This window comes from Hymenobacter amundsenii, from assembly GCF_002204745.1.
Lineage (GTDB): Bacteria > Bacteroidota > Bacteroidia > Cytophagales > Hymenobacteraceae > Hymenobacter > Hymenobacter amundsenii.
The window spans coordinates 1-24,097 of the sequence record NZ_NIRR01000040.1 but is presented as its reverse complement, the minus strand read 5'-3'; the positions used below and the strand labels follow the sequence as shown (position 1 = coordinate 24,097).

Annotated in this window: 21 protein-coding genes and 1 tRNA gene; 12 read left to right on the top strand and 10 right to left on the bottom strand. The window is 58.4% G+C overall.

All coding sequences use genetic code 11. The annotated features are described in order from the left end of the window. The first annotated feature begins 148 nt into the window (after window positions 1-148). Window positions 149-868, top strand: a complete 720-nt coding sequence (locus CDA63_RS17175) for a 3-ketoacyl-ACP reductase (RefSeq protein ID WP_088465694.1) — start codon at window positions 149-151, stop codon at window positions 866-868. Between the two features lie 191 nt (window positions 869-1,059). Here the strand turns inward: CDA63_RS17175 and CDA63_RS17170 are convergent, their stop codons facing one another. Next, window positions 1,060-2,748: an ABC transporter substrate-binding protein gene (locus tag CDA63_RS17170; RefSeq protein WP_242434723.1), complete on the bottom strand. Its 1,689-nt coding sequence runs from the start codon at window positions 2,746-2,748 to the stop codon at window positions 1,060-1,062. A 107-nt stretch (window positions 2,749-2,855) separates the two neighbouring features. On the opposite strand from CDA63_RS17170, the gene CDA63_RS17165 reads away from it, so the two are divergent. The 6 genes from CDA63_RS17165 to lepB all read left to right on the top strand — a co-directional run bounded on the left by CDA63_RS17165 (window position 2,856) and on the right by lepB (window position 8,727). Further along, the gene (locus CDA63_RS17165) at window positions 2,856-3,536 is read left to right on the top strand and encodes a metal-dependent hydrolase (RefSeq protein WP_088465693.1); all 681 of its coding nucleotides are present in this window, start codon (window positions 2,856-2,858) and stop codon (window positions 3,534-3,536) included. A gap of 103 nt (window positions 3,537-3,639) precedes the next feature. Further along, window positions 3,640-4,467 (top strand): ParA family protein, encoded by an 828-nt coding sequence (locus CDA63_RS17160; protein WP_088465692.1) that lies wholly within the window; start codon window positions 3,640-3,642, stop codon window positions 4,465-4,467. A gap of 285 nt (window positions 4,468-4,752) precedes the next feature. Then, window positions 4,753-5,703, top strand: a complete 951-nt coding sequence (locus CDA63_RS17155; protein ID WP_199797551.1) for a ParB/RepB/Spo0J family partition protein — start codon at window positions 4,753-4,755, stop codon at window positions 5,701-5,703. A gap of 159 nt (window positions 5,704-5,862) precedes the next feature. Beyond that, on the top strand, window positions 5,863-6,504 hold the full coding sequence (locus CDA63_RS17150; protein WP_088465691.1) for a DUF5683 domain-containing protein: 642 nt from the start codon (window positions 5,863-5,865) through the stop codon (window positions 6,502-6,504). Between the two features lie 139 nt (window positions 6,505-6,643). Next, window positions 6,644-7,363, top strand: coding sequence for a 4-hydroxy-tetrahydrodipicolinate reductase (gene dapB / locus CDA63_RS17145; RefSeq protein ID WP_088465690.1), 720 nt, complete (start codon window positions 6,644-6,646; stop codon window positions 7,361-7,363). 149 nt (window positions 7,364-7,512) lie between these two features. Next, window positions 7,513-8,727, top strand: coding sequence for a signal peptidase I (gene lepB / locus CDA63_RS17140; protein WP_088465689.1), 1,215 nt, complete (start codon window positions 7,513-7,515; stop codon window positions 8,725-8,727). A 190-nt stretch (window positions 8,728-8,917) separates the two neighbouring features. Here the strand turns inward: lepB and CDA63_RS17135 are convergent, their stop codons facing one another. Continuing rightward, window positions 8,918-9,583: a uracil-DNA glycosylase gene (locus CDA63_RS17135; protein WP_088465688.1), complete on the bottom strand. Its 666-nt coding sequence runs from the start codon at window positions 9,581-9,583 to the stop codon at window positions 8,918-8,920. A gap of 112 nt (window positions 9,584-9,695) precedes the next feature. Here CDA63_RS17135 and apaG point away from each other — a divergent pair, with 112 nt between their 5' ends. Both apaG and CDA63_RS17125 read left to right on the top strand, forming a co-directional pair. After that, complete coding sequence (gene apaG, locus CDA63_RS17130) at window positions 9,696-10,082, top strand: Co2+/Mg2+ efflux protein ApaG (protein ID WP_088465687.1); 387 nt, start codon at window positions 9,696-9,698, stop codon at window positions 10,080-10,082. A 187-nt stretch (window positions 10,083-10,269) separates the two neighbouring features. Then, window positions 10,270-11,103, top strand: a complete 834-nt coding sequence (locus CDA63_RS17125; RefSeq protein WP_088465686.1) for an O-methyltransferase — start codon at window positions 10,270-10,272, stop codon at window positions 11,101-11,103. Window positions 11,104-11,255: 152 nt separating this feature from the next. Here the strand turns inward: CDA63_RS17125 and kdsA are convergent, their stop codons facing one another. After that, window positions 11,256-12,080 (bottom strand): 3-deoxy-8-phosphooctulonate synthase, encoded by an 825-nt coding sequence (gene kdsA / locus CDA63_RS17120; protein ID WP_088465685.1) that lies wholly within the window; start codon window positions 12,078-12,080, stop codon window positions 11,256-11,258. A 63-nt stretch (window positions 12,081-12,143) separates the two neighbouring features. Further along, window positions 12,144-12,746: a methyltransferase domain-containing protein gene (locus CDA63_RS17115; protein WP_088465684.1), complete on the bottom strand. Its 603-nt coding sequence runs from the start codon at window positions 12,744-12,746 to the stop codon at window positions 12,144-12,146. A gap of 113 nt (window positions 12,747-12,859) precedes the next feature. On the opposite strand from CDA63_RS17115, the gene CDA63_RS17110 reads away from it, so the two are divergent. Continuing rightward, on the top strand, window positions 12,860-13,807 hold the full coding sequence (locus CDA63_RS17110) for a hypothetical protein (protein WP_088465683.1): 948 nt from the start codon (window positions 12,860-12,862) through the stop codon (window positions 13,805-13,807). Window positions 13,808-13,967: 160 nt separating this feature from the next. Here CDA63_RS17110 and cphA read toward each other — a convergent pair whose 3' ends face one another. From cphA to CDA63_RS17090, 4 genes are all read right to left on the bottom strand, one after another. Then, on the bottom strand, window positions 13,968-16,598 hold the full coding sequence (gene cphA / locus CDA63_RS17105; RefSeq protein ID WP_088465682.1) for a cyanophycin synthetase: 2,631 nt from the start codon (window positions 16,596-16,598) through the stop codon (window positions 13,968-13,970). 228 nt (window positions 16,599-16,826) lie between these two features. After that, a tRNA-Cys gene (locus CDA63_RS17100) sits at window positions 16,827-16,897 on the bottom strand. A 261-nt stretch (window positions 16,898-17,158) separates the two neighbouring features. After that, entirely contained in the window at window positions 17,159-18,985 is a 1,827-nt protein-coding gene (gene rpsA / locus CDA63_RS17095; RefSeq protein ID WP_088465681.1) for a 30S ribosomal protein S1, read from the bottom strand. A 149-nt stretch (window positions 18,986-19,134) separates the two neighbouring features. Continuing rightward, window positions 19,135-19,500, bottom strand: a complete 366-nt coding sequence (locus CDA63_RS17090; protein ID WP_088465680.1) for a hypothetical protein — start codon at window positions 19,498-19,500, stop codon at window positions 19,135-19,137. Window positions 19,501-19,674: 174 nt separating this feature from the next. Here CDA63_RS17090 and CDA63_RS20590 point away from each other — a divergent pair, with 174 nt between their 5' ends. After that, on the top strand, window positions 19,675-20,199 hold the full coding sequence (locus CDA63_RS20590) for a hypothetical protein (protein WP_126546917.1): 525 nt from the start codon (window positions 19,675-19,677) through the stop codon (window positions 20,197-20,199). 65 nt (window positions 20,200-20,264) lie between these two features. On the opposite strand, the gene CDA63_RS17085 is transcribed toward CDA63_RS20590, so the two are convergent. After that, window positions 20,265-21,329: a fatty acid desaturase family protein gene (locus CDA63_RS17085; protein ID WP_088465679.1), complete on the bottom strand. Its 1,065-nt coding sequence runs from the start codon at window positions 21,327-21,329 to the stop codon at window positions 20,265-20,267. Between the two features lie 338 nt (window positions 21,330-21,667). Next, a complete protein-coding gene (locus CDA63_RS17080; protein ID WP_088465678.1) occupies window positions 21,668-22,942 on the bottom strand; it encodes a DUF3298 and DUF4163 domain-containing protein in 1,275 nt (424 codons plus the stop codon). 149 nt (window positions 22,943-23,091) lie between these two features. On the opposite strand from CDA63_RS17080, the gene CDA63_RS17075 reads away from it, so the two are divergent. Beyond that, window positions 23,092-23,958, top strand: coding sequence for an alpha/beta fold hydrolase (locus CDA63_RS17075; RefSeq protein ID WP_088465677.1), 867 nt, complete (start codon window positions 23,092-23,094; stop codon window positions 23,956-23,958). Window positions 23,959-24,097: the final 139 nt, after the last annotated feature.

Here is a 24,097-nt window from a genome sequence, read left to right as displayed (position 1 = left end):
AGCACGGATTTTAACGGATTTTGTGGGTGGGCCCGTTCTAATACCGGAAAGGTAAGCACAACTGTCCTTCCCTGGCTTCCATTGGCCCAAAAGTCAACCTTTGCACGGCAGTTGGGTTATAAGGGCTTATTCAACTAAACCCTCCCTCATGGAAAAGTTAACTGGCAAAACGGCCCTCGTTACGGGCGCAGGTAAAGGAATCGGGCGCGCTATTGCCGTGGCCCTGGCCCAGGAAGGCGTGCGCGTGGCCCTGCTGGCCCGCACCGAAAAGGACCTGCAAGCCGTAGCCCAGGAAATAAAGAAACTCGGCGGCCCCGCCGCCGTGGTGGTAGTAGCCGACGTAGCCGACCGCGCCGACGTGGAGAAGGCCGTGAGCACCGCCCTCGGCGAACTGGGCACCATTGATATTCTCATCAACAATGCCGGCATCGGCACCTTCGCCAAAGTCCTGGACATGGAGCCGGCCGAGTGGGAGAAAATCATTCAGGTGAACTTACTGGGCGCCTACTACACCACCCGCGCCGTGCTGCCCCAGATGGTGGAGCGCCAGACCGGCGACATCATCAACGTGGCCTCCACGGCCGGTTTGCGGGCCTCGGCGGGCGGCAGCGCATACAGCGCCTCCAAGTTCGCGCTGCTGGGCTTCACCGAGTCCTTGATGCAGGAAGTGCGCAAGCAGAACATCCGCGTGTCGGCCCTAACGCCTAGCACCGTGGCCACCGAGCTGGCCACCAGCAACAACCTGACCGACGGCAACCCCGACAAGGTGATGCAGCCCGAAGACTTGGCCGAAATCGTCATCAGCCAGCTCAAACTCAACCGCCGTATCTTCATCAAGGAAGCCAGCATGTGGAGCACGAACCCCTAGCGGTGAGTGACTCGGTGAATGAGTGATGGTTCAGTCGTGACGAGCAACGCGAAGCAGACCATCCTTTTCTGAGCTTGTAGCCTTTCAACACAAAGCCCCTAACGTGCGTACGTCAGGGGCTTTGCGCTTATCCAGGGTTTCTGATTGCGCGAATGACATACTGCTTCGTGCTGCTCGCCATAACCAGTCACTCATTCACTCTTTTTCACCCGCTCCAGCACCAGCTGGTTCATGGGGTTGGGCGTAAGGCCGCGCACGTTATTCTGGGTGAGGCGCACGACTTCATCATAATACACCGAAATAACGGGGCATTCTTCCACCACAATGCGGTCCATTTGCTGGTAGAGGGCGTAGCGTTTTGCGTCGTTCTGCTCCAGCTTGGCCTGCTGGTAAAGCTGGTCGTAGGCGGGGCTTTGGAAGTGGGTTTTGTTGGGGCCGGCTGGCGCGAAGTTGGGACTGTAGAACAGGGCCAGGTAGTTTTCGGCGTCGGGGTAGTCGCCGAGCCAACTGCGGGTGAAGAAAGCGGCGCGGCCGTTGTCAATCATTTCGCCGTGGGCCGCGCCCTGGTTCACGTCAATTTCGACCTGCACGCCCACCTCGGCCCACTTTTTCTGGTAGTATTCACAGTATTCCTTGGTTTCAGCCACCGTGTTCAGGCGCAGGCGCAACGGCTTGCCGGGGCCGTAACCAGCTTCCTTTAGCAGCTGCCGCGCCTTAGTGGGTTGGTAGGTGTAGCCGGGCACTTTCACGGCGCTGAATGAGGGCAATGAGGCCGGCACGAAGCCCGAAATACCCGGCTGGCCTACGTTGTTGAGAAAGTAGGCCAGCAGTTCGGGCTTATTGAGGGCGTAGTTGAGGGCCTGACGCACCCGCTTGTCCTGGAGGGCGCGGCCGGTGGTGAGATTGTCGCCGCGCAAGTTGCGCAGGTCCTGTTGCATGCCAATGTACTCGGTGTTGAGGTAGGGTACCTTCTGAATCCGAAACTTGCCCCGGAAATCCTCGCGCACCTCGCCGTCGGGATACATAATCAGGTCGCGGGAGCCACTCCGGATGCCGCTCAGAAAGTCGAGCTTGCCCTGCATGAAAGTTAGGAACTCGGTTTTGCGGTCCTGAATGAAGGTGATCTGCACCGCATCGAGGTAGGGCAGCTGCTTCCCCTGCGCGTCCTTTTTCCAGTAAGTGGGGTTGCGGTGGTAGATGATGGCGTTGCCCTCGTCCCACTCCTTGAATAGAAACGGGCCGGTGCCCACCGGATGGGCCCGGAAGTCCTTGCCCCACTTCTCCACGGCCTCGCGGGGCACCACGTAGGCGTAGGGCATGGTGAGGATGCCCAGAAACGGAATAAATGGCTCCTTGAGGTGGATGCGCAGCGTGGAGTCGTTCAGGGCCACGAAGCAGGTATCCGACGGCTCGCCACCGGCCTGCTCCAGCACCTTACCCCGGAAAATCCAGCCGCCGGGACTGGCCGTGGCCCCGTCGAGCAACCGTTTAAAGGAATACACGAAATCCTGGGCCACCACGCGCCGGCCCTTACCGCCGGTAAACACGGCGTTATCGTGGAAACGCACGTCGGGCCGCAGCCAGAACGTGTAGGTGGTGCCGTCGGGCGAGACGCGGTAGCGGCGGGCCACGCCGGGGCCGGGCCGCAGGCTGTCGTCGAGCTCGACCAAGCCGTTGTAGAGCTGGGTAGTAGCCCAGGTGTTGGCCTGGTTGCGGGCGAAGGCCGGGTCGAGCGACGTGAGGCTTTCGGGCTGGTTGTAGCGGAACACGCGGCGCTCATCGGTGGGCGGGGCGGGCTCGGTGCAGGAAGTGAGCCCGGACAACAAACCGAGCGGCAAAAAGAGGGCAAAACGAGCGGCGCGGCGCGAAAACGGGAGCATGGGAACCGTGAAACAGTGTAGGAGAACCGTGAAACAGTGTATATTTGCCAAAGGTATCCCATCCTGGGCTTGCGGCCTTCGTGCCAAGCTCCTTCTCCTTCCCCGCTATGAATCTGACCTACTACGGACACTCCTGCTTCCTGCTCGAAGCCGGGGGCAGCCACGTTTTATTCGACCCCTTTATCCGCCCCAACCCGTTGGCTAAAGACGTAAACGTGGACGAGATACAGGCTGATTACATCCTGCTCAGCCACGGCCACGGCGACCATGTAGCCGACGTCGAGGAAATCGGCAAGCGCACCGGTGCCAAGCTGGTGGGCATGTTCGAGGTATTGGCTTGGTTTGAAGCCAAGGGCCTCAACGGCGACCTGAAAATGAACATCGGTGGCACCGTAGAACTGCCCTTCGGCACGGTGCAGATGGTGGCGGCCACCCACTCCAGCTCGATGCCCGACGGCAGCTACGGCGGACTGGCGGCTGGTTTTGTTGTTGAAGCGGAAGGTAAAACCCTCTACTTCGCCGGCGACTCGGCCCTGACTTACGACATGAAGATGGTAGGGGAGCGGAACGAAATAGACTACGCCCTGCTGCCCATCGGCGACCATTTCACGATGGGCATCGACGACGCGCTGGTAGCTGCCAACTGGACCGGAGCGGCCAAGGTTATCGGCATGCATTACGACACCTTCCCCCCCATCGCCATCGACCACGACCAGACGCAGGCCAAAGCCCGCGAAGCTGGCCAGGAGCTGATCCTGATGAAAGTTGGCGAAACCATAACTCTTTGATTTTTAGCTGTTGGCTGATAGCTGTTAGCTGATAGCTCTTTTTATTCTGAACTTGCGACAAGCTAACAGCTAACAGCTGATAGCCTACAGCTTTCCAAACCTCATGGGCAAAATTATTGCGGTAGCTAACCAGAAGGGCGGCGTGGGAAAAACCACTTCCTCGATCAACCTCGCGGCCTCGCTGGCGGCGCTGGAATATCGGACCCTGCTCGTGGACGCCGACCCCCAGGCCAACGCCACTTCCGGCGTAGGCTTCGACCCCAAGGACATCCAGAACAGCATTTACGAGTGCATGGTGGACGGCATCAACGCCCAGGACATCATCATTCAAACCAACGTGCTGCCCCACCTCGACCTGATGCCCTCGCACATCGATTTGGTGGGCGCCGAGGTGGAGATGATCAACCTGCCTAACCGGGAGGAGAAGATGAAGGACGCCCTGCGCCCGCTGGCTGACCTCTACGACTTCATCATTATCGACTGCTCGCCCTCCCTGGGCCTGATTACGGTGAATGCCCTCACGGCTGCCCACTCGGTTATCATTCCGGTGCAGTGCGAGTACTTCGCCCTCGAAGGCCTGGGCAAGCTGCTCAACACGGTCAAAATCATCCAAAGCCGCCTCAACGAGGAGCTCGAAATCGAGGGCATTCTGCTCACGATGTACGATGTGCGCCTGCGCCTGAGCAACCAAGTGGTGGAGGAAGTGCGGCTCCACTTCCAGCAACTGGTGTTCGACACCATCATACCGCGCAACGTGAAGCTGAGCGAATCGCCCAGCTTCGGCATCCCGGTTATCTTGCACGACGCCGAAAGCAAGGGCAGCATCAGCTACCTCAACCTGGCCCGGGAAATCGTGGAAAAGAACATTGAGATGCTCAACGGAACCGGTAGCGAGGAGCCGGAAGACGCCCACGAGGACACGGCAGCGTAGGTTTTTGAGGAGTTAAACGGGAACGTCATTCAGAGCGAAGCGAAGCATCTCGCGTGCTGATCATTGTGGTAGTAACCCAACGATTAGCACGCGAGATGCTTCGCTTCGCTCTGAATGACGTTCCCGTTTAAAGTACAGCTACCCTGTTCCTCACGATTAGCCTCTAACAACTGTTTCACGCTTTTCTTTTGGCGTGGAACAAATTTTCCCCGGGCTTCCCGCGGGTTTGTGTATTTTTGGTTTCCGCTTTGGCTCCGTGCTATTGGGTGAAGGCGGCTTGCAGTTATGACTGAAAAAAACGACGACAAGAATACGTCCGCGGCGGCTCCCAAGCGCCGGGTCGGCGGCCTGGGCCGGGGCCTAAACGCGCTGATTGAGGGCAGCTACGAGAAGAAGAGCGAGCGGATGGGCCTCGTGCCCCACCCCGTGAACTCGGTTGGCCTGATTCCGGTTGGCCAGATTCAGGCTAACCCCTACCAGCCCCGTACTCACTTCGACCAGGACGCGCTGCAGGACTTGGCCGAGAGCATTCGGGTGCAGGGTATCATCCAGCCCGTGACGCTACGCCAGACCGGCACCAACTCCTACCAGCTCATCAGCGGCGAACGGCGCCTGCAGGCCTCCAAACTGGCGGGCCTCGACGCCATTCCGGCCTATATCCGCAAGGCCGACGACCAGCAGATGCTGGAAATGGCCCTGATTGAGAACATCCAGCGCGAAAACCTCAACGCCATCGAAATTGCCCTTAGCTACCAGCGTTTGGTGAGCGAGTGTAACCTCAAGCAGGAGGAGCTGGGGGAGCGGGTAGGCAAAAACCGCTCGACCGTCACCAACTACTTGCGCCTGCTCAAGCTTCCGCCCGACATCCAGATCGGCCTGCGCGACACGATTATCAGCATGGGCCACGCCCGCGCCCTGATCAGCATCGAAAGCATGGACCAGCAGCTGGAGCTATTCCGCCGCATCGTCGATGAAGACCTCTCGGTACGCAAGGTGGAGCAGCTCGTGCGCAACGGCGGCAGCGCAGCCCCTACCGATGGCGCCCGCAAGCCCACCCAACCGGCCGAACCCACGGTGCCGGTAGCCGAAATCAAGCGTACCGAGCGCCACCTGTCGGAGCGCTTCGGCAGCCGCGTACTGGTGAAGCCGGGCCCCCAGGGCCGGGGCGAAATCAAAATTGCCTTCGACTCAGTGGAAGACATGCAGCGCATCCTGCACATTCTGCAACCCGCTTAACGCATGCAGGCTAAGGGCGGAACCAGGTTCCGCCCTTTTTGCCTCACTACTTATTCGGGCGTGTACTAGCGGGCCAGCAGTAGCCGTTGGAAGATGGTCGGGAGTTCCGGCCTCACTAGCAGCTATTGGGGTTCGTTTTTATTTAAATGCTTCGTCAGGATGTTTGCTTTTCGCTTCTTTTCGGCCGCCTTGCTCCTGTCGGGGCTCAGCTTGTGCCATGCTCCCGCCGCCCGGGCCCAGGTAGTAACCGAAGGCCCCGACTCGGTGCGCATCGCCACCCGGCCGGTGGCCGATTCGACCAGGCGCACCGAGCGGCTGCTGGGCCTGCCCGTAACGCGGCCTCAGAAGGCGGCCCTGCTGGCGCTGGCATTGCCCGGCGCCGGCCAGATCTACAACCACCGCTACTGGAAGCTGCCCCTCGTGTATGGCGGGTTGGGCGGCGTGGGCTACGGGCTGTTTTTCTACCAGTCGCGCTATCGGCAGTACGTCGATGGCAAAAACCAGCTACTCGACAATCCCGGAATGAAGCTGAGCGACTTAGACGGCAAGGAGGTACGACTGGAAACCAGCGCGGCTAACGTGGAGCGCGGCGTTGTGTTCTACCGTCGAAACCGCGACACGTTCATCGCCTACACGGCGCTGGTGTACGGCATTACCGTGCTGGATGCACTAGTCGATGCTCACTTGCGCGACTTCGACATCAGCGACGATCTGAGCCTGCGCCTCGACCCGGCCCTGCTGCCGGGCCGGGGCACGATGCCCGGCGCGGGGCTGGCCCTCTCGCTACACCTAAAGCGGTAAGCGGCGGCCGGCGGCGAAATAACCAGAGTCCCGGATGCTCCTTTTCTACTTGGCATTGCGGCGGAAATCTGACTCCAACCGCTTTTTCCCGCCAGCAGTTCTTTTATATAGTTTAACTTCTGATTTTCAGCTTTCGCACATGAATATTCTCCTGATTGGCTACGGTAAAATGGGTCGGGCCATCGAAGCCCAGGCCCAAGCCCAGGGCCACCAGATTGCCGGCATCATCGACCCTTCGCATCCCGACGTACGCATCACCGATTTCACGCCCTCCCAGGTAGATGTGGCCATCGAGTTCACCCATCCCGACGCGGCCTTTCAGAACGTGGCGGCCTGCCTGAAGCAGGGCCTGCCGGTCGTCTGCGGCTCGACGGGCTGGCTCCACCATTTCGCCGAGGCGCAAGCCCTGAGCGCGCAGACCAATACGCCGCTGTTTTATGCTTCCAACTACAGCGTAGGCGTGAACCTGTTCTTTCATTTTAGCGAATACATGGCGGCCAAAATGCACCAGTTCGGCGGCTACGATGTGCAGGTACGCGAAATCCACCACACCCAAAAGGTCGACCAGCCCAGCGGCACGGCTCTCACGGTGGCCGAAGGCATCCTGCGCCACTTCCCCGGCAAAACCACCTGGCGCAACGACCTGACCACCGAAGCCCACGAACTGGCTGTTATTTCGGAGCGCGAGGGCGCGGTTATCGGGACGCACATTGTTACTTACTCCTCGCCCGCCGACACGCTGGAAATCAAGCACGAGGCCCACACCCGCGAGGGGTTTGTGCAAGGCGCCTTGCTGGCCGCCGAGTGGCTCCCGGGCCGCCAGGGCGTATTTGGGATGAAGGACTTATTAGGGATTTAAGGTTTGCCGGTTGAAAAGACGCCAAGCGAGAAAGCCAGCCCCTGCTCCATACTGCCCGCCACGGCGGTTTCAGCAGGCGCAGCGGCAGACGTTCTTCACCAGAATCACTTTTTAACTTTCTAACTTCCCGACTTGCTAACGTAGACATCATGGCAGTACAATCCTGGGAGAAATACCTCGAAAAGAACCCGTCGGCGCCGGTGCCGCCGGGTGGGCCCGTGCCCCCCAAAAAGCGCAAAAGCCCCGCCCGCGAGTGGGGCGACGCCATTCTGTTCGCGGTGGTGGCCGCCACACTCATCCGCTGGGCCACCTTCGAGGCCTACACCATCCCGACACCCAGCATGGAGCATACCCTGCTGGTGGGCGACTACCTGTTCGTGAGCAAGCTGCACTACGGCCCCCGCACGCCCCAGACGCCGCTGCAAGTGCCTCTTACCCACCAAACCGTGTGGGGCACCAGCCTCAAAAGCTACTCCGAGCTGATTCAGCTGCCCAGCTACCGGCTGCCTGGCTTCTCGGAGGTAAAAAACAACGATGTGGTGGTATTCAACGTGCCCTTCGAGGCCGAGCACCCCGCCGACCTGCGCACCAACTACATCAAGCGTTGCATCGGTATTGCCGGCGACGTACTCGAAGTGCGCCAGGGCCAGGTATTCATTAACGGGAAGCCCGCCGAGAATTTCCCCGAGATGCAGAGCAGCTACTTTATGCAGGTGCCCCAGTCGAACGATGACCTGCTGACGGCCTTCAAGGAGCACGGCGTGGTGGAGTACGACACGCCCGAGGGCCTGCCCTACCAGATGGACACCGAGCAGTACGGCCGGGGCTACGAGGTGAGCATGACCCGCGCCGCCTACGACTACTTCAAGCAGCAGCCCTACGTGAAGGGCATTATCGATCTGAAAACGCCCATTGGCCAGCGCGAACGGCAGGAGGTCTTCCCCAACAACCCCGACTACCCTTACAGCCAGCCCCTGCAAAACCCGCCCTACCCAAGCTGGAACAAGGACAACTATGGCCCCCTCCAGATTCCGAAGGAAGGCCAGACCGTGCAACTGACGCCCCAGAACTCGCCCCAGTACCTGAAAATCATCATGCGCTACGAGCACAACGAAGGCATCACGGCCGACGCCTCGGGCCAGATTCTGCAAAATGGTAAGCCGCTTACCAGCTACACTTTCAAGCAGGACTATTACTTCATGATGGGCGACAACCGCCATAACTCCCTCGATTCGCGCTTCTGGGGTTTCGTGCCCGCCGACCACATCGTGGGCAAGGCCGTCCTCATCTGGATGTCCGTCGACCCCAACGCCGACTTCGCCCACCGCATCCGCTGGAACCGCCTGTTCAACCTAGTACACTAAATCACAGATGTTGTGGATGTTGCAGATGAAAGGAATGACGTTCGGTAGCAAATAAGTGTGTTGTTATCGATGATCCAACAAGACAAAAGCCATTCTATCTGAATGGCTTTTGTCTTGTTGGGTAGATAGTCTCATCCGTTCTAGCGGCAGTTGAACATCATCCTTTTCATCTGCAACATCTGTGATCTATCTACCATTGAATCGGCTGCTCGCCGTGCTGCTGTAGGTAAGCATTGGTTTGGCTGAAGGGGCGGCTGCCGAAGAAGCCGCGGTCGGCAGCGTAGGGCGAGGGGTGAGCGGCCTTGAGCACGAGGTGCTTGCGGGCATCGATGATTTCGCCCTTCTTCTGGGCCGAAGCACCCCAGAGGATGAACACGACGTGCTCCTTTTGGTCGGAAATGGTTTGAATAACGGCATCGGTGAACTGCTCCCACCCTTTTTTCTGATGGCTGGCGGGTTCCTTGGCCCGCACCGTGAGCGTGGCGTTGAGCAGCAATACCCCCTGTTGGGCCCATCGGTCGAGGTTGCCGTTGGGCGCGGGGGCTGTATCAGGCAAATCGGCGGCTAGCTCCTTGAAGATATTCTGGAGTGAAGGCGGGGTGCGCACCCCCTCGGCCACCGAAAAACTCAGGCCGTGGGCCTGCCCCCGACCGTGGTAGGGGTCTTGGCCTAAAATCACTACCTTAAGATTCTCAAAAGGGCAGGCATCGAAGGCGTGGAAAATTTGAGAACCGGGCGGAAACACCTCGGCCGTGGCGTACTCGCCCTTCACAAAGGCAATTAGGTGCTGGAAGTAGGGCTTCTCGAATTCGGGCGCCAGCGCACGGCGCCAGCTTTCTTCAATCTTGACGGACATAGGAACCAGATTATTTTTTTAGTTTGAGGCGTCTTTGCTAGTTCGGGGCCCGTAGACAAACCAAAATGCGGCCCGTGCTGTTAGCTTTTTTCTTCTTTGGAACTCCGCCGTTATGAATACGACCACGACCCAGGGCGTTACCGTCAGCGTTACTACCAACTACCTGCCCGACTATTCGAGCCCGGGTCAGGAACATTACGTCTTCGCCTACAAAATTGATATCCGCAACAACAGCGAATATACTGTGAAGCTGTTGCGCCGCCACTGGTATATTTATGATGCCAACGGCGTAGTGCGCGAGGTAGAAGGCGAAGGCGTAGTAGGCCAGCAGCCCACCCTGGAGCCCGGCGAGTCGCATCAGTACGTATCGGGTTGCAACCTGAAGTCGGGCCTCGGCAAGATGCGCGGCACCTACCAGATGGAGCGCCTGATGGACGGCAGCGAGTTTGCCGTCGAAATTCCGGAGTTCACCCTCGTGGTTCCCTACCGCCTCAACTAGCCTAATTTGCCGTTTTGGGTTTAGTTAGCCGCCTTCGGGCGGCTTTTTTTATGGGCTAATGCACCGCTTTGCCCCATTGGCTGAATCCTGAAGCACGCCCGAAACCATAATTCTGAACGGCGCGGAGTAGCTTTGCCCAATTCCCATCTTTAGCCGGGAACGTGGCTACGCTTCGCCCTACTTCGTTTTGGTTTTTCAGGTTCTCAGCTACCTCCGTTTCCTCGGGCGCTCGGGCAATGCCCATGGGCTGCACTCGCCTTTCGTGTTCGGGCTTTATGCCCACGTTATCAACCACCAAGGCCCGTTTGCGGCCTATGAGGCCGTAGAAACCCGCCGCGCCGCGCTGCTGGCCGATGACACAGCTATTGCCGTGCGCGACTTCGGAGCGGGCTCCCGGGTGGCCGGGGCGGGCCGCACCCGCCGTCTGCGCGACATTGCCCGTACGGCCGCCAAACCCCCGGCGCTGGGGCAACTGCTGTTCCGGCTCGTCAACCACTTCGGGCCGCGCACGGTGGTAGAGCTGGGTACGTCCCTGGGCCTGACTACCGCCTACCTGGCCTTGGCCGACTCGCGGGCCCGGGTGCTCACCTTCGAGGGCTGCCCCGCCACAGCGGCCGTCGCTCACCAGACTTTCGCGGCCGTTGGTGCGACCAACGTGGAGCTTGTGGAAGGCAACCTCGACGACACGCTCGCTCCCGCCCTGGCCGCGTTGCCCGCGCCCGTCGATTTCGCCTTTTTCGACGGCAACCACCGCTACGAGCCCACGCTGCGCTACTTTGAGCAGCTCAACCGCCACCGCACCGACCACAGCGTATTCGTGCTCGACGACATACACTGGTCGGCCGAAATGGAGCAGGCCTGGGCAGCCATCCGCCAGCACCCCGACGTGACGCTCACCATCGACCTGTTCTACATCGGCCTCGTGTTCTTCCATCCCAACCTGCCCAAGCAGCATTTCACCCTCCGCTTCAATAACCCGTTGGACAAGCTACTGGAATGGACCCGGGTGTTTGGCTCCTAGTGGTTAGTGGTTAGTAAAGAACCGTCATTCTGAGCGCAGCGGAGCGTAGTCGAAGAATATCTACCGTTTTGTTGAAACGACAACGCAACAAAGCAGTAGAGATTCTTCGACTACGCTCCGCTGCGCTCAGAATGACGGTCTTTTATTACCGTTTACCGAACCGCTTCCCGCACACGGGTTAGCTTCACCAGCAGCTCTTCCAACTGGTCGAGAGCCAGCATGTTGGCACCGTCGGATTTGGCCGTAGCGGGGGTAGGATGGGTTTCGATGAACAGGCCATCGGCGCCCACGGCAATAGCGGCCTTGGCAATAGTTTCGATGAGCGCCGGCTGCCCCCCTGTGACGCCGCTGCTCTGGTTGGGGCGCTGCAACGAGTGCGTAACGTCCATGACCACCGGCACGCCGAAGGCCCGCATGGCAGGTAGGTTACGGAAGTCGACCACTAAATCGGAGTAACCAAATGAGTTGCCCCGGTCGGTAAGAATAACGTGCTCGTTGCCCGATTGCTTGATTTTATCCACTGCGAACTGCATCGATTCGCCGCTCAGGAATTGGCCTTTTTTCACGTTCACGACCTTGCCGGTCTGGGCAGCAGCCACCAGCAAATCGGTCTGCCGACACAGGAAAGCCGGAATCTGCAGCACATCGACGTACGCAGCTGCCATAGCGGCCTCGGCCGCTTCGTGAATGTCGGTTACGGTGGGCACCCCAATTTGCTGGCTTACTTTCTGGAGGATGCGCAGCGCCTTTTCGTCGCCGATGCCGGTGTAAGAATCGAGGCGGGAGCGATTGGCTTTGCGGTAAGAACCCTTGAAAATGAACGGAATCTGGAGCTTATCGGTCATGTGCTGTATGCGCTCGGCAATGCGTAGGGCCATGTCCTCGCCCTCAATAACGCAGGGGCCAGCCATCAGGAAAAACTGGCCGGAATTGGTATTGCGGAAGTGCGGCAGTGCGTTGGCTAGGGCTTCAATCATGGGATTTGGGAGTTTAGAGTGACAGCAATGGTCGGGGCGGGGCTTAGCTTCGCCCCGACCATTTTATTTCTTTTCCAGGCAGATGAACAGTTCCCGACCCTGGCGGGGCAGTAGCGAGTTGGTGGCCGTTTCGAAGTGAACAAAATCGAAATACGGTGCAAAATAGGCTTCGTACTCGGCGCGGGAGCCACCGAAGGGCGGGCCAGGCTGCGTGAACTCGGTATCAAAAAGCAGCCCTACGAGCTTACCACCGGGCCGAAGCAGATGGGCGCACTGGCGGGCATAGGCAGAACGTAGCGCCGGGTCGAGGGCGCAGAAAAAGGTTTGTTCTACGATGAGGTCGAAGGGCGGTGCTGGCGTCAGATCAAAGAAATCGGCCAGCAATAGGTGGTCTGCCGGGAAACCAGGTACACGCGCCTGCAAAGCCGCCAGGGCAGCGGGGGCCAGATCGGCTACCAGCACATTGGGCCAGCCGGCGCGGTGCAGAAACTCGGCTTCGTGGGCGCGGCCGGCCCCGGGCACGAGGATACGGCGAGCATCGGGCGGGCCGAGCTGGGTGAAATATTCGCGCAGCGGCGGCGTTATAGCCCCCGCATCCCAGCCAGTTTGGCCCGTCTCGTAGCGCTGTTGCCAATATGTGGCGTCGAAAGCTGATTTGGAGTACATATCGTGGCAGGGTTGTACCTTCGGCGCTTGCCGGAGTAAAGAACTCCGTTATTTTTGCCTCAAAGGTACTACCGCGCCCGCACTGTCCGGGCCTCACCAAACCCCTCTCGACTATGGAACAAGATCAGAACCCCGAGCCGAAGAACAACAACCGTATCCTGCTGATTGTCGCCCTTATTCTGGTGCTGTTGGGCATCAATGGGTTCCTGTTCTACATGAACCAGCAGAAAACCAAGCAGAATGAGATGCTCCAGGCTGATGTTGTAACCAAAGATGCCAAGCTCGAAGACCAGATTCGACAGTACGAAGCGCTGAAGGCCGATTATGAGCGCCAGAGCCAGGAGGTACAGGGTATGGGCCTGGCCAACGATTCGTTGGTAGCCAAGCTGGCCCAGATCAACACTGACTTGCTCAAGCTCCGCTCCTTCCGGTCCAGCAGCTTCAGCGTGGCTGAGCAGCGCCGCTTCAAGCAACGGGCCGCCAACTTCGAAACACAACTGCGTAAGAAGGACGAGGAAATCGTGCAGCTCAAGGCCGACAACGAAGCGCTTTACACCGAAGCCACCACCCTTAAAGAGCGCCAGAACAAGCTTACCGACACCATTTCGACGGTGGTCCGCTCCAACCAAGAGCTGAGCCAAAAAGTGGCCGTTGCCTCCCGCCTCCAGGCCGATAACATCCGCGTGGGCGTTATCAACAGCCGCGAAAAGGAGAAAGAGGACACTGACAACGAGTTCAAGGCCAAGCGGGTCGAGAAAGTCAAAGTCACCTTCAACCTGGCCCGCAACGACGTGTCGCCAAAGGAAACCAAGGAAATCATGATGCGCCTGATTGAGCCCGACGGCGCGGCGCTCTACAACCTGAGCACCGGCGGCGGTACGTTCATGATCGACGGCTCGGAAGCCTTCTACACCGCCAAGCAGGACCTGGTGTACGATAACACGCGCCAGCCCGTGCAGTTCGTGTACACCAAGGGTGCCCCCTACAAAACCGGCCTCCACACTGTAGAACTATATGAAGGCGGCGTGATGATCGGCAAGACCACGTTCACGCTCAAGTAGGATCACGGATTAGCACGAATTTTAACTGATTTCACAAATTTTGTAGCTGGCCCGACCGCTGCCGTGCTTTAGCCACGAAACAAAAGAAAGCCACCTCAGTTGAGGTGGCTTTCTCGTTTTCAATCGACTACAAAATCCGTGGAATCTGTTAAAATCCGTGCTAATCCGTGATCTGGGATTCGAAGTCGTCGAGCTTTTTAAGCGTGGCGGTGATATTCTCGGTGAACATGACCACGACGGAACCCGGGCGGGCAGTGGCCAGCACGTGGTCGATGGCGTCCATCTCGTGCTCGATATAAGTGATGGGCAGATCGGGGGCATCGAGGCATAGGCCACGGGTCATTAACTCCTTTAGTTCCTCGGCCGTTTTGCCGCGTAGGTCCTGGTCCTGACGCAGAATCACCTCATCGAAAATACGACCCACGATGCGCGAGAAGGCCAGCGTGTCTTCGTCGCGCCGGTCGCCGAGGCCCGAAATGACGCCCACTTTATGGGTTGCTTCGGTGGCTTCGAGGAACTGGGCGAACTTCTCCATGCCGTGGGCATTGTGGGCATAATCCACAATCACCTCAAACTCGGGGAATTTATAGACGTTCATGCGGCCCGGGGTTTTGGCACCCGATGGTACAAACGTGCGCAGCGCCAGCTTGATATCGTCCTTGTCGAAGCCGTAGCAGTAGCAGGCCAGGGCAGCGGCCATGGCATTCTCGATGTTAAACGTGGCCCGCCCGCCGAGCGTCACCGGGAATTCGGCGGCCCGGTCGATGCGCAGCTTGTAGCTGTTTTTGTAGATTGTGATATAGCCTTCCTCGTATACGGCCGCCAGCCCGCCGTTTTCAGCGTGCTCCCGGATGCGCGGGTTGTGCTCGTCCATGCTGAACAGAGCCACCCGGCAGTCGAGCTTTTCGCGCATGGCGTACACCAAATCGTCGTCGGCGTTGAGCACGGCCCAGCCGTTCTTGCGTACCGTGCGGGGCACTACGCTTTTCACAGCCGCCATTTCCTCCACCGTATAAATATCGCGCAGGCCCAAGTGGTCGGCAGCCACATTGGTCACCACGGCTACGTCGCAGGTATGGAAGCCCAGGCCCGAGCGCAGCATGCCGCCACGGGCCGTTTCGAGCACCGCGAAGTTCACCGTGGGGTCTTTGAGTACGAACTCGGCACTCTGGCCACCGGTGCAGTCGCCGCTTTGCAGCTGGGTGCCTTGGATGTAGATGCCGTTGGTGGTAGTATAGCCTACTTTATGTCCCTTGGAGGCCACGATGTGGGCCAGCAACTGGGTGGTAGTAGTTTTGCCGTTGGTGCCGGTAATGGCGAAAATTGGAATCCGGGCCTTGCTGCCGGGCGGAAATAGCATGTCGATAACAGGGGAGGCCACGTTGCGGCCCAGCCCCTGGGTGGGCGAAATATGCATCCGAAAGCCCGGAGCCGCATTTACCTCAATCACGGCGCCCCGGCTCTCATTAAGCGGAATGGCGATGTCGGAGGTCAGCAAATCGATGCCACAGATATCGAGGCCCACGATGCCGGCTACGCGCTCGGCCAGCAGCACGTTGTAGGGGTGCACGAGGTCGGTCACGTCGGTGGCCGTACCGCCAGTGCTGATGTTGGCCGTGCTCTTGAGGAACAGCTCCTCCGCTTCCGGCACCACCGAGGCCAGGCTCAAGCCCCGGGAAGCCAGCAGTTCCTGGGTATGGTGGTCGGCCTTGATGCTGGTGAGCACTTTTTCGTGGCCCACCCCCCGGCGCGGGTCCTCGTTTACTTTATCGATAAGCTCCTGCACGGTGCTGGTGCCATTGCCGGTTACGCTGGCCGGCGTACGCTTGGCGGCGGCAATCAGCTTGCCGTTCACCACTAGCAGCCGGAAGTCGAAGCCCTCCACGAGTTGCTCCACAATCACGGCCCGGGAATGCTCGCGGGCTGCCTTGAAGCCTTCCACGGCTTCATCCCAACTCTTGATGCCGATGGTGGCCCCGCGGCCGTGATTGCCGTCGAGGGGTTTGGTCACGATGGGGAAGCCTAGCTCCTCGATGGCCTCGCGCAGTTCATCCTCAGAATAGACGGTGGTGCCATTCGGTACGGGCACGCCGGCCTCGTCGAGCATGGCCTTGGTGCGGTTCTTATTGCCGGCCACCTCCACGCCCGCGTGGGAGGTGTAGCTGGTGGTAGTAGCCCAGATGCGCTTCTGGTTCACGCCGTAGCCGAGCTGAATAATATTGCTGTTCTTGAGTTGGATGTAGGGAATATTACGCGAAGCAGCTTCCGACACGATGCTCCAGGTGCTGGGACCGAAAAATTCCTCCTCCCGGATTTCGTGCAGCTCCTCGATCAGCCGATCCACGTTTACCGGGATGCCGTGGCAGATATCGTCCACGATTTGCACGGCCGCCTCGGCCGCCATACGGCCGGCCCGCTCCTCCTGGTAGGCCACTACCACAAACTCCACCCCCGGCTCGTAGGCCGGATACGATTTGCCCCAGTACACGGGCATACCTGCCATGCGCTGCAAGGCCAGCGCCACGTGCTGAATCACGTAGCTCAGCGGCTCACCATCGGTGAGTTGCTCGGCCGTGAGGGGTGGTTTCTTGAGGGCCGATTTGTCCGAGTCGGTGGGCAGGGTATCGGCCAGCCGGGGCAGCAGCACGGGCAATTGCTCCGCCAGCGCTGGCACTCCGCCCGACCATTTATCGGCCATGTCCTGCAAATCCACTTTCATTACAATCAAACGGTAATGTTTCACGGACCAGAAGCTGGGGCCGCGCATCGTGCGGAGATTAACGATTTTCATAAAAGGGAAAAGGAAGAAAAAACGGGTGGGTGCGCGTTTCTACGCGGGAACGGAATGTAAGGATAATGCGGCGGGAAACCGCAACCAGCTTTTTGGTTTCAGCTCGTCCGTAGTTGGTTCAGCCTCAGTCTCAACCGCTCCCATATTTTTTCCGGTTGAAATTATCCGGACACAAAAAGCCCCGGCTGAATTAAATCAACCGGGGCTTGAAAGCCTGCGAACAGGTAGAGGTGACGGGCGGATTCGAACCGCCGTAGGAGGTTTTGCAGACCTCTACCTAGCCGCTCGGTCACGTCACCGGGAGGGCTTTGAGGATGCAAACATACGCCTTAATCCGCAGGAGACCAAAGTCAGGGCGCTTTTTTCGGGCCCGATCCCGGTAAGTGGTTGGCGACGTGCAGCTTCTTTTTTAGGAATCAGTGATTAGGAAGGACCGTCATTCAGAGCATGTGCCTCTAGGTGCCACATGCTCTGAATGACGGTCCTTCCTAATCGCTAAAATAAAGAAGGCCCCGACTTGCGTCGGGGCCTTCATATTGGCTAGCAATAGTCGGTTACGACTACTCCTGCTCGTTGTCCATCATCTTGTCGCGCAGAGCCGACAGGGCATCGAGGTCGCCGAGGGTCGATTTCTCGGCCGTCGACGGCTTCTTCAGGTCGCTGAGCTTGCCTTCGCCCTGCGAAGCAGCACCGCTGGTCGAGGGCTTCTTCTTGGCGAACTTAGCAGCACGGCCTTCTTCCTCAGCCTGCTTGCTGTACACGGCGTTGTGCGAGAGCACTACGCGGCGGTCGTCCTTCGAGAACTCCAACACGCGGAACTCCAGCGATTCGCCATTTTCGGCCGTCGAACCATCCTCCTTCTGAAGCGACTTGGGGTAAGCGAAGCCTTCGATGCCGTAAGGCAATTCGAGCACCGCGCCGCGGTCGTTCTTGTCGATGATAGTAGCGGTGTGGATCGAGCCGGGGGTGAACACCGTCTGGAACGTATCCCAAGGGTTTTCCTCCAGCTGCTTGTGGCCCAGGGCCAAGCGGCGGTTGCTTACGTCCAGCTCCAATACTACCACGTCCAGACGGTCGCCCACCTTCACCATTTCGGATGGGTGCTTGATCTTCTTGGTCCACGACAGGTCCGAAACGTGCACGAGGCCGTCTACACCCTCTTCCAGCTCTACGAACAGGCCGAAGTTGGTCAGGTTGCGCACGAGGCCGTTGTGGTTGGTACCGATGGCATACTTCTCGGAGAAGTCGCCACGGGTCCATGGATCTTCGCTGAGCTGCTTGATGCCGAGGCTCATCTTGCGGTCTTCGCGGTCGAGGGTCAGAATCTGCGCCTCTACTACGTCGCCCTGCTTGATGAAGTCCTGCGGGTTGCGCAGGTGCTGGCTCCAGCTCATTTCCGACACGTGGATCAGGCCCTCTACGCCGGGGATGATTTCCATGAACGCGCCATAATCGGCAACGTTCACGATGCGGCCCTTCACCTTGGTGCCTACGCCCATGTCCTCGGGCAGCGAATCCCACGGATGCGGGGTCAGCTGCTTCAGGCCGAGGCTGATACGCTTCTTGGCTTCGTCGAAGTCAAGTACCACGATGTTGAGCTTCTGGTCGAGCTGCAGTACTTCGCTCGGGTGAGCGATGCGGCCCCACGAGATGTCGGTGATGTGCAACAGACCGTCGACACCGCCGAGGTCGATGAACACACCGAAGTTGGTCATGTTCTTGATAACGCCCTCCAGGATCTGGCCTTTCTCCAGGTTATTGAGGATGGCTTCGCGCTGCTTCTCGAGGTCTTTCTCGATGAGCACCTTGTGCGAAACAACCACGTTGTCGAACGCGGCGTTGATTTTCACCACTTTCACTTCCATGCGGCGACCCACATAAATGTCGAAGTCGCGAATAGGCTTCACGTCAATCTGCGAGCCGGGCAAGAAGGCTTCTACGCCGTCGAGGTCCATGATGAGGCCGCCTTTGGTGCGACGCTTCACCACGCCTTCGAGCACGGAGTCATTCTCCAGTGCGTCGTAGATGGCTTTCCAGGCCTGCTTGATTTTGGCTTTCTTACGGCTCAGGATGAGCTGGCCGTTGGCGTTTTCCTGCTCCTCGATGAATACCTCAACGGTGTCGCCGGCCTTCAGGTCGGGCAGGTCGCGGAATTCGGACAGGGGCACCAGACCATCGGACTTGAAGCCGATGTTCAGGATCACGTCGCGGTCGGTCATGCCAACTACGGTGCCGGTTACTACTTCTTCTTCCTGAACCGTGGTGAGTGTACCGCTGTACATCTCTTCCATTTCGGCGCGCTGCTCGGAGGTGTAATTACCACCGAAGCCGCTAGCGTCCACGTTGTCCCAGTCGAAATTGTCAACTAACTCTACTTGCTCTGCCATGATATATTGCAGTGGCCCTCTTGTACACGTCCGGCGCAGGGCCCGCCCCCGGAACGCGTTTTTGTTTGATACACAGCGCCAAAGCCCCGGTCCCGCCACCCTGGCGGGGGCGCAAAGATACGGAATGTAAGGCAGGAATGAAAAGGCCTTTATTCCTCGGCTGCAAAGCTCTTGGCCTTTCCCGAAAAGCGGCGCAATTCCTCCGCGCGCTGAGCCAGAATTACATCCTCATAGCGCGCTGCTTCGATGGCACTGTTCAGAGCGTGCAGGTTCAGTAGCGAAGCCAGCTGCTGCGTATTGCGAGCGGCAAGTGCCCGGACAATTTCTTCCGTTTCCTGCCGCCAGAGAGGCTGGTTGCTACTGGTGCGCTCGGATCTTAATAGTCCCTCCAGAAACGCCAGTAATCCAGGTTTTTGCGGTTTTATCTCAAGTAGCAGATCGGCAAATCGTTTCTCGATTGCAGCGTATAATTCGAGCAGTTCGACGGTTTTCTCGTGACCAAAAAGCTCGTTCATGGTATTTTCAACCTGTTATTATCCAATTTTTCTTCACGTTAACATATTCACAGCGCCGAAGCTCCAGTCCCGCCACCCTGACAGGAGCGCAAAGACACAGAATGTAAGGCAAGAATACGAGAGCACAATTATCACATTTAACTAACTTGCTCTGAAAGTCTATTATTATCAAATATGTCATTTAAGAATCTAGCTTACGCTGTTGCTTTTATGCTGAGCAGTTGTAGCACCTATCATGAACAATTCAGATCATTCTATCCAATCAAGGCTTGTAGCAAAGGTTTAACTGAAGAAGGAATTATCAGCCTGTACCGCGACAGTACGTTCCAAACGAATTTTCAAATACTACAACCGCTTGTTGCAAGAGACGCAGAGCGCAGAGGCGGAAAGGTTATTGGCGATTTAAAATTCATTAGTGATGGTTACTTTTTTGACTACCGGAGCAACAAAGTATTCATCCTTTACCACCCTGGAACAAGCATTTTTTACGGGTTTGATTTGTGCAACTGTGGTTATCCTATTTCACCATCTCAAGGATTGATTGGTCAAAATTGCGACCTGAGAATAGCGAGCATTAGTGTACTACAAAGTGATTCCGTAGTGAAGTTAGGTTGGGCAGATGCTGGCCCAGCATTGATAGAGTTTAAAAAGAGTATCCTGCCACTCATCCGCCGCAGGGTGACAAGCATAAAACCCTAGTAAACAGAAACAAGACGACCTATTCCGGTGGAATAGGCCGTCTTGTTTTAGCATTAATGTACTACTTACCGCCGCCCCAGCTCCCGCAGGTGGGCAACGTGAGAAGCTACGGCGTAGCGCATCTTCGGGTATTCGTTGTACTCGATGTTGAACTCCTCACACATCTGGCGGATGATTTTATTCAGGGCCGGGTAATGGACGTGGGATATGGTGGGGAACAAGTGGTGCTCAACCTGGAAGTTGAGGCCACCCACCAGCCAGCTGATGACCTTGTTGTCGGTGGCGAAATTGGCAGTGGTCCGGATCTGGTGAATGGCCCACTCATCCTCGATTTTGCGGGTGGTTTCGTGGGGCACCACAAAGCTGGTGTGCTCGACGGTATGGGCCAGCTGAAACACGATGCTGAGCGTGAAGCCGGCCACGGCGGCAAACATCAGAAAGCCGACCAGCCAGCCCAGGAACCCTACGGTATAAATCGGCAGGGCCACAAATAGGGCCAAGTGCAGCACCTTAAAGCCCCAGAACACGCCCTGGTCGGAGGCGGTCATCTTCTTGATGGATATTTCGCCGATTTTACCCTTGAAATACTTCTGGTAATCCATGAAGAAAATCCAGGCGATAAACAGCAGGGCATAGAAAAACCAGAAGTACAGGTGCTGGAAGCGGTGTAGCAACCGGCGGGGCTGCTCGGGGCTCAGACGCAGCCACGGCTGGGCGTCAAGGTCGTCGTCGACGCCTTCCACGTTGGTGTACATGTGGTGGATGAGGTTGTGCTTGTTGTGCCACATGAAGGAGTTGCCGCCCATCACGTTGAGGGTGAAGGCCGCGAACTGGTTCATCCATTTGCGCTTGCTGAACGAGCCGTGGGCCCCGTCGTGCATTACGTTGAAGCCGATGGCTGCGCCCAGCAGGCCCAGCAGCACGCACTCTACTACGCCTACCAACGCGGGCGGCGTCCAGAACACGAGGTGCAGGTACACGGCCACGAAGGCAGTAGTCAGCAGCAGGGCTTTGAAAAACAGGGCATTCCCGCCAGTCGTGGCTTTACCAGCGTCGGCGAAATAGGCATTCGTGCGGCGCTTCAACTCCTGATGAAAAGAGCGGGAAGCCGCGAATTTGGGGGCTTGCATGAAAAGGGGAAAAGGGAAGTAAGCCGGAAATAAGGCGGAAAGCCGCCAGCGTACCCGGCGCGGGTGCTATTGCAACAGCGCCGGATCGGAATTAGATCGGTACCTGGTTCGCAAAGGCCAATAAAGGTACGATTACGAAAGCCGTTCAGCTCTGCCTGGGTTTTCGAATACCGGGATTTTGCACATCCTAGAGAGCAAAAACATGGCCACCAGCGGGCGAAGCGCCCATATAACCTTATGCCAACAGCCCCGGCTACCGGTGCAAGACCGATGAGTCGGGGCTGTTGATGGCGATGCTGTTTTGATGTTACAAGTAGCGCGAGCGAAGAACGAGTGTCTTACCGGCTGGCTACCGCTGCGTTGCCGCCGCCAACGGGCAGGCCTGGCTTGAGCAGGGGCTGCAGGTCGGTGTAAGGCACGAATACGCTGATCTGACCGTAAGAAAAGGCCGCCACTTCGTAGGGCAGGTACACAAATACAGCTCCGCCACTGGTTAGGTACACGTTGCGTGTAACGGGCAGCGTTTTCACCTGCAAAGCCCCCGAAAGCGGTTCGTTGGCCTTCAGGCCCAATACAGGGCGGGCATACTGCCCCAGTAGCTTGGCCAGCTGGGGCTTGGTGCCGGCCCGGAAAATATCGTCGTAGCGCAAAACGCGGCCGGTGCGCAGGTCGTAGCTCTGCACGTAGGTGCCATACATACCGTGGGCTCCGCCCGAGTAATCGTAGCCGAAGAAGCCCAGGCTCAGCAGGTCGCCTTGGTTCCAGAGCACGTAGGAGTTGGCTTCCTGCTCGTAAGCCAGGGCGGCCACGGGCTGGTAGTCGTTCGGGTTCTTTTTGGCCGCCGCCAGCAGCGGGGCCGCGTCGGCGCGGTAGTCGCGGGTGAACAGGCGTAGATGTTCCTGCCAAACGGAATCGAGGGCCAGAGCGGGGGCTGTGTCGAGCGTATCGCCGTGCAGGCCGCGGCGGATGTGGGCCGCGATATCGGCTTGGTACGTTCCGCTGGCGGGCACCAGCGCCTGCATCGAAATTCGGCCGCTGATACTGTCTTCGGGGTGGCCGGGGCGAGGCAGCACTTCGGTGGTAAAACGCCGAACGCCGAACGCCATGCTGCTGCCCGGGCGTACTCGCCGCAGCTGTATAGGCTGCCCGTTGCGGGTACCCACCAACTGGCCGTTTTGCTCCCGTAGCCGCCACTGGGGACCGGCCGGCATCGTTGGGGTATCGTCCTCTTCATCGGCAGTGGCGGCGGCCAGTTCCTCGCTCAGGTTGCGCAGGTTAAGGCTGTCGGTACTGCCGCTGCCGGTATCGCCACCCAACTCGTAGGGATGGCCGTCGGGGCCGGCATAGAAGCCGACCACCCGGGAAGGCAGACTCGCAGCGGGCGCATTGCCCAGGCGCTGCAAGTGTAGAGTAATGGTATCGGAGGAGCCGGGTAGTACTCCACGGTACTGCCGGTACCAGGTACCGGCGTCGTTGCGGGGCTCCGCCACGGCGGCCGAAGCGGCGGCACCATCCGCAGTGGCAGTTGAGGTATCGGTGCCAGAATTACAGGCCGTCAGGAGCAGGCCTAGGGCTAGCGGGGCAAGGGGGAGAAAACGAAGGGATGCGCTCATGGCCCCAAAGAACGGGTTTTACTGGCATTCGTTCAACTCCATGCATTTTCTTGGCATTCGTTCGTCCGCGAAGCTCAACCAGGCGTATGTACAGACACGATTTTATTCCCGGGAGTCCCCGGGTGCTTTTCATTTCTGATTTCTTCCTTATGAATCACATCATTGCGGGCCAAGATGCCCACGGCAACGACATCAAGCTGGATTATATCGACCACGGCCAGGGCAAGCCAGTAGTGCTCATCCATGGCTGGCCGGCTTCCTATAAAATGTGGGAATACCAGCTCACAGCCCTCACCGACCAGGGATTCCGGGTTATTGCCTACACCCGCCGTGGCTTCGGCAACTCCAGCAAACCCTTCGAGGGCCACGACTACGATACCTACGCCGACGACCTGAAAGCTGTGCTCGACAAGTTGGATTTGCAGGACGTCACGCTGGTTGGCTTCTCGATGGGTGGTGGCGAAGTGGCCCGTTACATGGGTCGGCACGGCGGGGCCCGGGTAAGCCGGGTGGCGTTCGTATCGGCCGTAACGCCCTTCCTGCTCAAAACAGCCGACAACCCCGAAGGAGTTGACCGGGCCACGTTCGACGGCATGATTGAGGGCTTGGAAAAGGACCGCTTCAGCTTCCTGCAGGATTTCGGCAAGAATTTCTACGGCGTAGGGCTGCTGAGTAACCCCGTCAGCGACGCTACCCTCAACTGGACCCAGGCCATGTGCGAAGTAGCCGACCCGCACGCCACGATAGTTAGCGCCCGGGCCTGGTCAGAAACCGACTTTCGCCAGGATCTGACGACCATCAAAGTGCCCACGCTGGTCATTCATGGGGGCGACGACGCCCTGGTGCCACCGAAAGTGAGTGGTGAGCGAATGACGAAATTTGTGCCCCACGCCGAGTTTATCGAGTACGCTGGAGCCCCTCACGGCCTGTTCATCCCGGAGAAAGAGCGCCTCAACCGCGACCTTATCACGTTCGTCCACGGCGGCGATATCCAGAAGACGGCCGATAGGTATTAGGGCTTAAAAACTTTCTAGAACGTCATGCAAAGCGAAGAATTTGAAGGTCGAAGCCATGATCGAGGAAGCCTCCGACGAGCTGTTGCCGTTGTCAGATTCATCCGTTTCGGTAGCTTGGTATTGGGCAACCGGATACCGC

Coding starts and splice junctions, on each gene's coding strand:
- CDA63_RS17080 (WP_088465678.1), bottom strand. CDS start 22,942: ATGAGCGCATCCCTTCGTTTTCTCCCCCTTGCCCCGCTAGCCCTAGGC.
- CDA63_RS17175 (WP_088465694.1), top strand. CDS start 149: ATGGAAAAGTTAACTGGCAAAACGGCCCTCGTTACGGGCGCAGGTAAA.
- CDA63_RS17155 (WP_199797551.1), top strand. CDS start 4,753: ATGACTGAAAAAAACGACGACAAGAATACGTCCGCGGCGGCTCCCAAG.
- CDA63_RS17115 (WP_088465684.1), bottom strand. CDS start 12,746: ATGTACTCCAAATCAGCTTTCGACGCCACATATTGGCAACAGCGCTAC.
- CDA63_RS17150 (WP_088465691.1), top strand. CDS start 5,863: ATGTTTGCTTTTCGCTTCTTTTCGGCCGCCTTGCTCCTGTCGGGGCTC.
- CDA63_RS17075 (WP_088465677.1), top strand. CDS start 23,092: ATGAATCACATCATTGCGGGCCAAGATGCCCACGGCAACGACATCAAG.
- CDA63_RS17160 (WP_088465692.1), top strand. CDS start 3,640: ATGGGCAAAATTATTGCGGTAGCTAACCAGAAGGGCGGCGTGGGAAAA.
- CDA63_RS17090 (WP_088465680.1), bottom strand. CDS start 19,500: ATGAACGAGCTTTTTGGTCACGAGAAAACCGTCGAACTGCTCGAATTA.
- cphA (WP_088465682.1), bottom strand. CDS start 16,598: ATGAAAATCGTTAATCTCCGCACGATGCGCGGCCCCAGCTTCTGGTCC.
- kdsA (WP_088465685.1), bottom strand. CDS start 12,080: ATGATTGAAGCCCTAGCCAACGCACTGCCGCACTTCCGCAATACCAAT.
- CDA63_RS17085 (WP_088465679.1), bottom strand. CDS start 21,329: ATGCAAGCCCCCAAATTCGCGGCTTCCCGCTCTTTTCATCAGGAGTTG.
- apaG (WP_088465687.1), top strand. CDS start 9,696: ATGAATACGACCACGACCCAGGGCGTTACCGTCAGCGTTACTACCAAC.
- CDA63_RS17165 (WP_088465693.1), top strand. CDS start 2,856: ATGAATCTGACCTACTACGGACACTCCTGCTTCCTGCTCGAAGCCGGG.
- CDA63_RS17135 (WP_088465688.1), bottom strand. CDS start 9,583: ATGTCCGTCAAGATTGAAGAAAGCTGGCGCCGTGCGCTGGCGCCCGAA.
- dapB (WP_088465690.1), top strand. CDS start 6,644: ATGAATATTCTCCTGATTGGCTACGGTAAAATGGGTCGGGCCATCGAA.
- CDA63_RS17170 (WP_242434723.1), bottom strand. CDS start 2,748: ATGCTCCCGTTTTCGCGCCGCGCCGCTCGTTTTGCCCTCTTTTTGCCG.
- lepB (WP_088465689.1), top strand. CDS start 7,513: ATGGCAGTACAATCCTGGGAGAAATACCTCGAAAAGAACCCGTCGGCG.
- rpsA (WP_088465681.1), bottom strand. CDS start 18,985: ATGGCAGAGCAAGTAGAGTTAGTTGACAATTTCGACTGGGACAACGTG.
- CDA63_RS20590 (WP_126546917.1), top strand. CDS start 19,675: ATGTCATTTAAGAATCTAGCTTACGCTGTTGCTTTTATGCTGAGCAGT.
- CDA63_RS17110 (WP_088465683.1), top strand. CDS start 12,860: ATGGAACAAGATCAGAACCCCGAGCCGAAGAACAACAACCGTATCCTG.